This is a genomic window from Longicatena caecimuris, from assembly GCF_004341945.1.
GTDB classification, from domain to species: domain Bacteria; phylum Bacillota_I; class Bacilli_A; order Erysipelotrichales; family Erysipelotrichaceae; genus Longicatena; species Longicatena caecimuris.
This window is the reverse complement of the sequence record NZ_SMBP01000026.1, coordinates 22,838-35,238: the sequence shown is the minus strand read 5'-3', so window position 1 is coordinate 35,238 and position 12,401 is coordinate 22,838. Positions and strand designations below refer to the sequence as shown.

Sequence of the window (12,401 nt, the reverse complement as noted above, 5' to 3'; positions counted from 1 at the left end):
AGCGGCGACAATAGCTGGACGAGCTCCAGTAAAGATAGCACGTTGCCAGGTAGGAAGACCTGTTCTGAGAAGGACAGGTTTTTTTCTATATAGAGGTAGAAAGCCAAAAATATCCCTCATAAAAGGCCTCCTTTCCATTTTGAGGAAAACGTAGTACAAGGCCGTTATTGACAATTCGATATTTCTAATATTTTGTATGAAGCATTAAAAAAACAAGATGAACAGTCGTGATTACATATCATCATTTTATCTTATACAGAAATCGTTTTAGAAATTCCTTTTTCTATTTTTAATGTGTTATAATGCACAAGTTATATGAAGGGAAGTGCCAATGATGTCAATTTCAACAGATATATTGCATCAAATGGAAATTCTGAAGTATGCGGGTGCTGTAGATAGAGAAAATGAAATATTATATTTATCATCTTACATGCAACGTGAAACAGGATTACCCTCTACCAACAGGATGAAGAACGTTGTGGTGAATTATTCGCAGTTCTGTGATTGGTCACATACAAAACAAACAGCTTTTGATTTGCAGTTGGTAAAAACAACAAATCATCATGCATATTATCGTCTACAAAAGATATCGACCACAACTACTGGGCAAATGTTTCTGATGACGAATATTGATGATATCCTCGCCATTGAAATGAAACAAAACTATGATCGTCTACAAAATAAAAAATTAACGAATAATATCCCTTGTGGCTTATTTAAGGCGGCATTGGATGAGAGTATGACACTACTTTATCATAATCTTTATTTTAATAAGACTTTTGTATATGATCCTACGGATGCTATTTCAGACATTCAACAGATTGTATTACCTGATGAATTTATGCAACTTCTAAAAGATATAAGAAGTCATAAAATTACCGTTTCTGATACGTATTATTTTGAGGAGGAAAATCGTTGTATTAAGAAAGATGGCTCTATTATATGGGTGTTATGTCGTTATGCATATGAAGGTAATGATATCTTTGGAGCTGTTTTTGATATCACGGATCGCAAACTGATTGAGGATAGATTACGTATCAGTGAACAGGAATATCGAATTGCGATGAAACAGTTGAATAAGACATTGTTGCGGTATCATATTCCTACAAAGACATTGTCTATGGGAGACCCAGATGATCGTGTATTGGGGGATTATACAGAAGTTAAAAATGTCCCGGAATGTGTGCAAAACATGAATTTAGTCGCAAAGGAAAGCTTAGAGGAATATATGCGGTTCTATCATGCAATGCTGGAAGGTGTGCCACAAGGAAGTGCTATGTTTAAATTGCGTGTAAAAGACAGAGACGATTATGCATGGATAAAAGCACATTACTTTTTAACATATGATAAGGAAAAACATCCGGTTACATCTATCATTTCATATGAAGATTATACGGAAGAATATGATCAGAAGTTGTCTTACCAACGATGGATACAGATATTTGAAAATCAAAAGGCAAATGCGATTGCTTATTATGAATATGATATTACCAAAGATCAGCTTGAGGTGATGGAAAGCACGGTGATACCTGAAATTCCATTTGCGAAACGTCGTTCTTTTACTTTTGTCGCGCAATATGCGGCAAATAACTTTGTTTATGCAAAAGATCGCAAAAAATACCTCACCATCTTTGATCGCCAATATCTGTTATCTTGTTACTATCAAAAAAAGTTTGTCGTGACTTGCGAGCATCGCCGTTATGATGTAAAAAAACATATTTATTGGGCTAAAGCGGAAATACAATTAATGGAAGATCCTTATACAAAGCATATTAAGGCATTCGTTTTGATTCAAGATATTGATAAAATCAAGTGTCGAGAATTAGAAGTGCAGTTGGAGTTAGAGAGTGATTCACTGACAGGATTGTTAAATCGTAAGACAATTGCAGAAAAAGTAGATTATATCTTGCAGGAACAGGAGGAGGAACTGCATGCTTTGATCATGTTGGATCTGGATAATTTCAAACAGCTAAATGATAAATTGGGGCATATGCAGGGAGATGAAGTATTACGTGATGTAGCGCAAATCTTACGTGGCTTAATGCGTTCACATGACTTGTGTGCACGTATTGGCGGTGATGAATATATCTTATTTTTAAAGGATATTTGCAATCGAGAAGCTTTGCGTAAAAAACTTCAACAATTAAGTGATGCTCTTAGTTTTAATGTAGATGGCATAACGATCAGTGCCAGTTTGGGTGCTTGTTTGGCGCCGGAACATGGCGATAATTTTATGACACTATATCAAAAAGCAGATGAAGCAATGTATGCAAGAAAACGAAATGGGCGCCATGGTTTTCGTATATATGGAGAATAACTGAAATAATCCTTATAGACAACAGACTGTGATTCAGATGGTAAGCACAGAAAGAGGAACATAAGAATACTCATGTAGATTACCGTATGAAATCTATTTTGAAATGCTGTTAGAAGATAATAGATGTGTGTATTTGTAATTATTTTTGCAATAGAATGCAAAAGATAGTTACGATCACGCATCTTTTTACATGTAGGGATTGCAAATTGTACTTGGTTTCGTTATCATGTATAGGCATGTCATAAGGAGAAGAATTATGAAAACATTAACTTTTCGTCAAATAATAACGGTATCTATGATGCTGTTTGCCATATTCTTTGGAGCTGGCAATATGATTTTTCCACCTGCCATGGGACAATTAGCAGGAACAAGCTATCTTGCGGCTTTGGCTGGTTTTATTCTGACCGATGCTGGAATTGCCATATTAGGAGTTACTGCTGTTGTCCTGGTTGGTAATTCTATGAGTGACTTAGGTAAATTGGTAAGCCCTAAATTTGCATTATTTTTGTCTATCTGTGTGTATATGTTAATAGGCCCTTTATTTGCCTTACCAAGAACAGGAAGTGTATCTTTTGAGATAGCGGCATTGCCTTATCTTGGAAATAGTAATCGAATGCTGTTTTCCTTTTTGTTTACGGCGATATTTTTTGGATTGACCTATTATTTAAGTTCTAATCCTAGTAAAATCGTCGATGTCGTTGGAAAATATTTGACGCCTGTATTACTGATCAGTATCTTCGCTATCTTTATCGCAACCTTATTGTATCCGCAATCACAAGAACCCTTAGCTTTTGGAACGATGACACAAGCGAAGGGAGCTTATGTGGATATACCATTTTTTCAAGGTATGATTGAGGGATATAATGCATTAGATGGACCGGCAGGGCTGGCCTTTGCTATCTTAGTAATAACAGCAGTTCGTGGATATGGTGTCAGTGATAAAAAAGCAATTGCGAAATATACCATTTTATGTGGATTAGGTGCTGCGGCTTTTTTAGGTGTCGTTTATTTTATGCTGACCTATGTGGGAGCTGTGACGATTACACCATTTGAAAATGGTGGTAGCTTGCTGCATGCAGTGACTAATCATTTATTTGGCAGTGTTGGAGGTATCATTTTGGGAATTGCTGTTTTATTTGCCTGTCTTACCACTGCCATAGGTTTGACAACTTCCTTTTCTGATTATTTTCAGACATTATTGCCACGTGTTTCTTATAAGAAAATTGCTGCTTTTGTCTGTTTATTCAGTTTTGTGATATCGAATGTCGGTTTGAGTCAGCTTATTAAAATCGCATTACCAATATTATTAATTATTTATCCTGTTACGGTTACGCTGATTTTGTTATCTTTTATGCGCCGCTTTATTAAACATCGTAAAAGTGTTTATATCGTTGGCATGGGATTTACCTTTATTGTTGCATTTTTATATGGCTTAGACACAGCCGGTTTATCTTTAGGCAGTGTGAGTGTTTGGGTAAGAGAATTGCCATTTTATGAGTTGGGCTTAGGTTGGGTACTTCCCGGAGCAATTGGCAGTATTCTTGGTGCTTTGCCTTTCCTAAATAAAACAGCAGCTAGTGCTGCTGCCGTACAGGAATAACGCTTATTCTAATGCATAACCTATATTAAAATCATCATACATCATACAGTTGCTTTTCTTCCTCTATTTATATTTTCCAAAGCAATAAGTAATGACATCTTACTGAATAAAAAAGGATAGTGCCCGACAATACGCATCTGGCGCTATCCTTTTCATAAGCTTTCTTAATGGTAACAGCAAGTGTTTGCGATAATACAAGTTGTGCCAACTGCATCAATATAAGGCAGTGTCTTAGAATTGAAAAATTTTCGTTAACCCTTTGGCAACGCCTTCCTCATAGACAGAAGCGGTAACCATATCCGCGAAGGATTTCACATAGTCACTGGCAGTACCCATGGCAACGCCCATCCCTGCCATTTCTAGCATCTTAATATCATTTGTACTATCACCAAAGCAGACGCATTCCTCCCAAGTGAGGTTCTCTTTTCGCAATACCTGAGAAATGCCAACAAATTTATCATTATTTGCATTGAAGACATCGTAACAGAAATGATCTTCAGCTACTTCAATCAGATCACTGCGCAGCATCGGGTGCTGCTTTAAGAAAGTATCCAATGCACGCTGATTCTTTGTCATAATGACAGAATTATATGCATTATGACGTTTGTGATAACTGCGGTTTTCATCATAGAATAAATAATCCAATACATGATGATCTCTGCAAAAGTCGTATAATGGATAAAAGCTGTCGTAAATATACGATGCATCGCCAAAATGAAACATCAAGCCATTCTGTTGTTCCTCGCACCAGTCAACGATATCCTGTGTGGTTTCCCTTGCTAAGGGATTTTCAAATAACAGATTTTGTTGTGCATCCAACACATAACCGCCATTGATCAATACCATATAATCAAAATAGGGGATGCGTTCTAAGATCAGGTGCATCTGATTCAAAGGTCTTCCGGTAGCTGCACATACCAGCACGCCTTGTTCTTTTAACTTGCGCAGTGCATCCAGATTTGCCTGTTGAATAATGTCGTTTTCTGTTTGATACATGGTCCCATCCATGTCAAAAAAAGCGATTTTGTAAGCCATAAATAAACTTCCTCTTTCCTGTATGTAATCATACCGTTGTCATTATACTAAAAGAATGGGCATTTTTCAAAGAAAATAGAAAAAAGGTGTTGACATCCGATTTCAGTTGATTTAAGATAGATAGGCAAGTGGATTTTTAGGGTTCCCCAACAGCGGGAACTAAATTTACACTTCAAAATGACACACCCGGAAATGTGTGTTTGCGAAAGGAGGATATTATGCCAACAATTAACCAATTAATTCGTAAAGGTCGTGAACAGAGCGTGAACGTTTCTAAGTCACCTGCTCTGAATAGAGGATATAACTCATTGAAAAGACGTCCTACTAACCTGAGCGCACCTCAGAAACGTGGTGTATGTACCCGTGTTGGTACCATGACACCTAAGAAACCAAACTCTGCGTTGCGTAAATATGCCCGTGTTCGTCTGAGCAACGGTATGGAAGTTACAGCTTACATCCCAGGAATCGGACATAACTTACAGGAGCATAGTGTTGTAATGATCCGTGGAGGTCGTGTTAAGGACTTACCAGGTGTTCGTTATCACATCATTCGTGGTACTTTGGACTGTGCCGGTGTTGCTAACCGTAACCAGAGCCGTTCTCTGTATGGTGCTAAAAAACCAAAAGAAGCGAAAAAGAAATAGTCAATTGTGAAAGGAGGAAATTTCAATGCCTAGAAAAGGACATGTAGCAAAACGTGATGTATTAGTAGATCCTATCTACAACTCCAAGCTGGTCACTCGTTTGATCAACAAAATCATGATTGATGGTAAAAGAGGGGTTGCTCAGAAGATTCTGTACAACGCGTTTGATATTATTGAAGTAAAAACAAATGAAAAACCAATGGAAGTTTTCGAAAAAGCTTTAGAAAACGTTATGCCATTATTGGAACTGAAAGTTCGTCGTGTAGGTGGTGCAAACTACCAGGTCCCAGTAGAAGTATCTGCTGAAAGACGTTTGACTTTAGGTCTGCGTTGGATCGTTAACTACGCTCGTCTGCGTAGTGAAAAAACTATGGAGCAAAGACTTGCTGCTGAAATCATGGACGCTGCTAACGGAAGCGGTGCATCTGTGAAAAAACGTGAGGATACTCATAAGATGGCAGAAGCGAACAAGGCATTTGCTCACTACCGCTGGTAAGAAAGGAGTTCATTATGCCACGTCAGTATTCATTAGAAAAGACTCGTAACATTGGTATCATGGCTCATATCGATGCTGGTAAAACTACAACAACAGAACGTATCCTGTATTATACAGGTGTTAACCATAAAATCGGTGAAACCCACGATGGTGCTTCAACGATGGACTGGATGGCACAGGAACAGGAACGTGGTATCACCATTACTTCCGCTGCCACAACAGCAGCATGGAAGGGTCACCGTATTAACATCATTGACACTCCGGGCCACGTAGACTTCACAGTTGAAGTTGAACGTTCATTGCGTGTACTTGATGGTGCGGTAACAGTATTGGATGCAAAAGCCGGTGTAGAACCTCAGACGGAAACCGTTTGGCGTCAGGCAACGACTTATGGCGTACCAAGAATCGTATTCTGTAACAAAATGGACGCAACAGGAGCTGACTTCTTGATGTCCTGTAAGACGATCGTTGATCGTTTAGGGGCAAAATCTTGCCCAATCCAGCTGCCAATCGGTGCTGAATCTACATTCTCTGGAATCGTAGATATCATCGAACGTAAAGCTGAAATTTATACAAACGACTTAGGAACTGACATCAAGATTGAAGAAATTCCTGAAGATCTGAAAGATCTGACAGAAGAATATCGTGCAAAATTGCTGGAATATCTGGCTGATTACGATGAAGAATTCATGATGCAGGTTCTGGAAGGTGAAGAACCAAGCGTTGAAGAAATCAAACGTGTACTGCGTATTGCGGTATGTAAGGGTGACTTCTTCCCAGTATTGTGTGGTTCTGCATATAAGAACAAAGGTGTTCAGATGGTTCTGGATGCAGTTGTTGATTATCTGCCTTCTCCATTAGATATCCCTGCTATCAAGGGTACATTGGAAGATGGTAGTGAAGTAGAGCGTCACGCAAGTGATGATGAACCATTCTCTGCATTAGCATTTAAGATTGCTACGGACCCATTCGTAGGTAAGTTATCTTACTTCCGTGTATACTCCGGTACAGCAAAATCGGGAAGCTATGTATTGAACTCTACCAAAGGTAAGAGAGAGCGTTTCGGACGTATCGTTCAGATGCATGCAAACTCTCGTAAAGAAATCGAAGAAGTTTATGCAGGTGACATCGCTGCTGCCGTTGGTTTGAAAGTAACGACAACAGGTGACTCTCTGTGTGCTGAAAATGATCCAGTCGTTTTGGAAAGTATGGAATTCCCAGAACCAGTTATCGAATTGAGTCTGGAACCTAAAACTAAAGCTGACCAGGATAAGATGGGCTTAGCATTGGCAAAACTTGCTGAAGAAGACCCTACATTCAAAACTTATACAGATCAGGAAACAGGACAGACGATTATCGCCGGTGTTGGTGAACTTCACCTGGATATCATCGTTGACCGTCTGCGTCGTGAATTCAAGGTAGAAGCAAATGTTGGTCAGCCAATGGTTGCTTACCGTGAAACAATTCGCGAAACAGCTGATTGTGAAGGTAAATACATCAAACAGTCCGGTGGTCGTGGACAGTATGGTCACGTATGGATCAAATTTGAGCCTCAGGAAGAAGGCAAAGGATTTGAATTCGTTGACGCTACCGTTGGTGGAAGCGTTCCTCGTGAATACATCAAACCTACTGAAGAAGGTCTGCGTGATGCATTAGAAAACGGTATTATTGCAGGGTATCCTGTAATTGATATCAAAGCAACATTGTTCGATGGTTCTTACCATGATGTCGATTCAAGTGAAATGGCATATAAGATTGCCGCTTCTATGGCACTGAAAGCAGCTGCTAAGAAGTGTAAACCAGTTATTCTGGAACCAATCATGATGGTAGAAGTTACTGCACCAAACGAATACTTAGGTAGCGTTATGGGTGATGTTAGCTCACGTCGTGGGGCAATCGTTGACCAGGAAGAAAGAGGAAATGCGATCATCGTTAAGGCACATATCCCATTGTCTGAAATGTTTGGTTATGTAACGGATCTTCGTTCTTTCACTCAGGGTCGTGGAAATTATTCCATGAAATTCGACCATTACAGCGAAGTTCCTAAGAGCATTGCGGAAAAAATCGTTAAAAACAACAGTTCTGAAAATTAATTGTTGCTTTTATAAAAACTTTGAATTAGAATATACATGAAATCTATAAATTTAGGAGGAAATTAAAATGGCTAAAGAAAAATTTGACCGTTCCAAAACACATGTTAACATCGGAACTATCGGTCACGTTGACCACGGTAAAACTACTTTAACTGCTGCTATTACAAATGTATTGGCATCTAAAGGTATGGCACAGGCTCAGGCTTATGACCAGATTGACGGTGCACCTGAAGAAAAAGAACGTGGTATCACAATCAACACTGCACACGTTGAATATCAGACTGACAAACGTCACTACGCACACGTTGACTGCCCAGGTCACGCTGACTACGTTAAGAACATGATCACTGGTGCTGCACAGATGGATGGTGCTATCCTGGTTGTTGCTGCATCTGATGGTCCTATGCCTCAGACTCGTGAGCACATCTTGCTTGCTCGTCAGGTAGGTGTTCCTTACATCGTTGTATTCTTGAACAAATGCGACATGGTTGACGATGACGAATTGGTTGACCTTGTTGAAATGGAAGTACGTGAACTGCTGAGCGAGTACGGTTTCGACGGTGACAACGCTCCAGTTATCCGTGGTTCTGCATTAAAGGCTCTTGAAGGAGATCCTAAATATGTTGACGCTATCAACGAATTGATGGATGCAGTTGATGAATTCATCCCTGATCCAGTTCGTGATACGGATAAACCATTCTTGATGTCTGTAGAAGACGTTATGACAATCACTGGACGTGGTACAGTTGCTACTGGCCGTGTTGAACGTGGTGTTGTTAAATTGGGTGAAGAAGTTGAAATCGTTGGTATCAAAGACACTCAGAAGACCGTTATCACTGGTCTGGAAATGTTCCGTAAACAGTTAGACTTCGCAGAATCTGGAGATAACATCGGTGCATTGCTGCGTGGTATCAACCGTGATCAGATCCAGCGTGGACAGGTTCTTGCTAAACCAGGAACTGTACACCCTCATACAAAATTCAAAGCTCAGGTTTATGTATTGAGCAAAGACGAAGGTGGACGTCATACTCCATTCGTATCTAACTACCGTCCTCAGTTCTACTTCCGTACAACTGACGTAACAGGTGTTATCACATTGCCAGAAGGAACTGACATGGTTATGCCTGGGGATAACGTAGAAATGACTGTTGAATTGATCGCTCCAATCGCTATCGAAAACAACACAAAATTCTCTATCCGTGAAGGTGGACGTACTGTAGGTTCTGGAAACGTTACTGAAATCATCGAGTAATCAGAATTTATAAACGATAAAGAGTGCTTCGGCACTCTTTTTTTAGTCTATTTCCTTTTGCAACCTAGCTGTAAATTCTTTGCTCAATAGTTATCCCCTCTTGCTTTTTCTCTTTATCTGTTTCATAATAAAGTTAGAAACTAGGTGATATTATGGGAAAGAAAATGGCGGCCCCTATCATCATTGGTATCATTGGCTGCTTTTACATGATCATGTGGATATGTCTTTTATTTTGGGGACAAGCACCACTGCCAATACTGCTGCTCATTGGGATTCCTATGCTGGCACTGTTGTTTTTATGGATTCATGTAGTCATGGAACGCATCCATGAGATAAGGAGCAATGAAGAAGATGATCTTAGTAAATACTGATTACATTACAGGAAAAGAACTCGACATGTTAGGATTGGTAAAAGGAAGTACCATCCAAACCAAAAACATCGGCAAGGACATCTCACAGAGTTTTAAAACTTTGGTTGGCGGTGAATTGAAGGCATACAATGAGATGATGAATGAAGCACGTGCGCTTGCGACAAAGCGTATGGTTGAAGAGGCTGAAAACTTAGGCGCAGATGCTGTAGTGAATGTTCGCTATGCTTCCAGTGCCATTATGGGTGGTGCTGCAGAAGTTATTGCTTATGGCACCGCAGTAAAATTTAAGTAGTAGCAAAAAGGCATTTGTTTTAGGAAAGCTGATAGATGCAGATGGAAAAAGTTCTTGATGCAGTCGCTCACTTACTAACAAATGCTTTTTTCTTTGGTAATGTAGATAATTTTTATTGGGGATATACATGGATTTCTTTACAATAGCGATATAATCTTTGCCAATACACATGAATCGCTTTACAATAGCGGTATTATCTTTGCCAATACACACGAACCTCTTTACAATAGCGATGATATCCCTAAGTGATATAGATAATATTAAAAACATACAATGAAAGATTAAAAAGTTGGAAAGATTAAAAAGTTGTCTCATCTTATAAATTTAGGTAAATATTTCGATGGCATTGCATTTCGCTTAGAATAGAGTATAATAATACTGTCATGACAGGGGCGCCTTTACGGCTGAGATATCCTTATGGATGGTCCCTTATGACCTGATCTAGTTAATGCTAGCGTAGGGAGTCATATCTAAGAAAGAAATACTAGATTGGTTCGCTTACGCCTCATTTGAGGTGTTTTTTATTTGTAGGAAGGAAGGCGCAAGATGAAACGTTATCGTAAATACATAATGCCAGCCATAACCCTTTTCGCAACGCTTGGTATTTGGGAAGCATGTGTAAGAATCTTTGATGTAGATTTATACATATTGCCTGCTCCTAGTAAGATTGTTGAAGCGATGCTTGCGAATGCGGATGTATTATGGATGCATTCCATGGTGACATTGCAGGAAGCTGTTACAGGTCTGATGATTGCGACAGTGGCTGCTATCTTGATTGCCATTGGCATGGATCTGTCAAAGAACTTTAAGCATAGCATTTTCCCTCATTTGGTTGTCACACAGACAGTGCCGGTGATGGTCTTAGGACCGCTGTTTACCATCTGGCTAGGCTTTGGCATGGCACCTAAGGTATTGATGGTCGTGTTTATGTGCTTCTTTCCTATCGTAATTGCCTTTTGTGATGCATTGGCACAAGTGGATGTTAACCAGATCAACCTGTTGAAAAGCTTTGGCGCGAAAAAGTGGCAAGTTTATGCGTATGTCAAGATACCGGCAGCCGCAACAGCCCTTTTCTCTGGGTTAAAGGTGTCAGCGACCTATTGTATCGGCGGAGCTATCGTCGGGGAATGGCTGAGTGCATCAGCAGGTCTTGGTTATTATATGATTCGGGTAAAGAACGGTTATATGTTAGATAAAGTGTTTGCCTGTGTCATCGTTATCATCTTCTGGAGTCTGTTATTACATTTGGCAGTGACGTTGCTTGAGCGAATCGTATTTCCCTATAAACGCTAGAAGGGAGGAAAACAACATGAAAAAGATTGGATTGCTTGCTTTATCTGCGTTGATGGTTACATCTCTTGCGGGCTGTGGATCTGCAAAAGATAACGCAAAAAAAGAGTTAAAAGAAGTTACTTTAGTATTGGACTATGTACCAAACACAAATCACACTGGCTTTTATGTAGCACAGGAAAAGGGTTATTTTAAAGAGGAAGGTCTAAAGGTCAACATCATAGAACCTGGAGATGATTCAACAAGTGCAGTATTGGTTGCCGCTAATAAAGGTGAATTTGGTGTCAGCTATCAGGAAGATGTCACCTATGCCAGAACGGCTGAGGAAGTGTTGCCAATCAAAGCCATTGCGACCATTATCCAGCATAATACCAGTGGGTTTGTTTCTTTAAAGAAAGAAAATATCAAATCGCCAAAGGATTTTGAAGGAAAGGTGTATGCCGGCTGGCAGGCACCAAGTGAGGAAGCGGTTATTAAAGCGGTCATGAAAAAAGCAAATGCAGACTTCAAAAAGCTTACCATGGTAGGAGCTGATGGCAGCGGATTTGCGGCATTAGGTAAAAAAGTGGATATTCAATGGGAATTTGAAGGCTGGGCAGTAATCAAGGGTCGCATGGATGGCTATGATGTCAACTACATGCCATTAAAGGACTTAGATAAGCGTTTGGATTATTATACACCGGTCATTATCACAAATGAAAAGATGTTGAAGGAAAATCCAGAAACGGTACAGAAATTTATGAACGCAGTGAAAAAAGGATATGAATATGCCATTGATCATCCTGAAGAATCTGCCAAAATCATGAAGAAGATCTTACCGGATACTGATTTCGCATTCTTAAAAGAAAGCCAGAAGTATTTAAGTGCAGAATATCGTAAGGATGCCAAAACATGGGGTGTCATGAAAGATGAAGTGTGGGATAATTACACCGATTTTATGTATGAGTATAAACTGATTGATAAAAAGATCAAAGCTAGTGAACAATATACAAATGAATTTGTAAAATAAGG

General features: G+C 39.4%; 11 protein-coding genes and 1 riboswitch. Of the genes, 10 read left to right on the top strand and 1 reads right to left on the bottom strand.

Translation table 11 applies throughout. The annotated features are described in order from the left end of the window. Positions 1-334 precede the first annotated feature (334 nt). Both EDD61_RS12450 and brnQ read left to right on the top strand, forming a co-directional pair. A complete protein-coding gene (locus tag EDD61_RS12450) occupies positions 335-2,317 on the top strand; it encodes a sensor domain-containing diguanylate cyclase (protein WP_132225659.1) in 1,983 nt (660 codons plus the stop codon). Between the two features lie 256 nt (positions 2,318-2,573). Next, entirely contained in the window at positions 2,574-3,917 is a 1,344-nt protein-coding gene (gene brnQ, locus EDD61_RS12445; protein ID WP_132225657.1) for a branched-chain amino acid transport system II carrier protein, read from the top strand. A gap of 231 nt (positions 3,918-4,148) precedes the next feature. On the opposite strand, the gene EDD61_RS12440 is transcribed toward brnQ, so the two are convergent. Further along, positions 4,149-4,952, bottom strand: coding sequence for an HAD family hydrolase (locus tag EDD61_RS12440; RefSeq protein WP_132225655.1), 804 nt, complete (start codon positions 4,950-4,952; stop codon positions 4,149-4,151). 218 nt (positions 4,953-5,170) lie between these two features. Between EDD61_RS12440 and rpsL the strand changes: the two genes are divergently transcribed. The 8 genes from rpsL to EDD61_RS12400 all read left to right on the top strand — a co-directional run bounded on the left by rpsL (position 5,171) and on the right by EDD61_RS12400 (position 12,399). Further along, positions 5,171-5,596, top strand: a complete 426-nt coding sequence (rpsL, locus tag EDD61_RS12435; protein WP_008690126.1) for a 30S ribosomal protein S12 — start codon at positions 5,171-5,173, stop codon at positions 5,594-5,596. 25 nt (positions 5,597-5,621) lie between these two features. After that, positions 5,622-6,092: a 30S ribosomal protein S7 gene (gene rpsG, locus EDD61_RS12430; RefSeq protein WP_008690125.1), complete on the top strand. Its 471-nt coding sequence runs from the start codon at positions 5,622-5,624 to the stop codon at positions 6,090-6,092. Between the two features lie 14 nt (positions 6,093-6,106). Beyond that, complete coding sequence (fusA, locus tag EDD61_RS12425; RefSeq protein ID WP_008690124.1) at positions 6,107-8,185, top strand: elongation factor G; 2,079 nt, start codon at positions 6,107-6,109, stop codon at positions 8,183-8,185. 67 nt (positions 8,186-8,252) lie between these two features. Beyond that, complete coding sequence (gene tuf / locus EDD61_RS12420) at positions 8,253-9,437, top strand: elongation factor Tu (protein WP_008690123.1); 1,185 nt, start codon at positions 8,253-8,255, stop codon at positions 9,435-9,437. A 152-nt stretch (positions 9,438-9,589) separates the two neighbouring features. Continuing rightward, complete coding sequence (locus EDD61_RS12415) at positions 9,590-9,808, top strand: hypothetical protein (protein WP_008690122.1); 219 nt, start codon at positions 9,590-9,592, stop codon at positions 9,806-9,808. Continuing rightward, positions 9,789-10,100 carry a YbjQ family protein gene (locus EDD61_RS12410; RefSeq protein WP_008690121.1) on the top strand — a complete coding sequence of 104 codons (312 nt, stop codon included), beginning with the start codon at positions 9,789-9,791 and terminating at the stop codon, positions 10,098-10,100. The genes EDD61_RS12415 and EDD61_RS12410 overlap by 20 nt, the downstream gene beginning before the upstream one ends. A gap of 378 nt (positions 10,101-10,478) precedes the next feature. Further along, positions 10,479-10,580: riboswitch (TPP riboswitch) on the top strand. 66 nt (positions 10,581-10,646) lie between these two features. Next, entirely contained in the window at positions 10,647-11,393 is a 747-nt protein-coding gene (locus EDD61_RS12405; protein WP_008979801.1) for an ABC transporter permease, read from the top strand. Positions 11,394-11,409: 16 nt separating this feature from the next. Further along, positions 11,410-12,399, top strand: coding sequence for an ABC transporter substrate-binding protein (locus EDD61_RS12400; RefSeq protein ID WP_132225652.1), 990 nt, complete (start codon positions 11,410-11,412; stop codon positions 12,397-12,399). Positions 12,400-12,401: the final 2 nt, after the last annotated feature.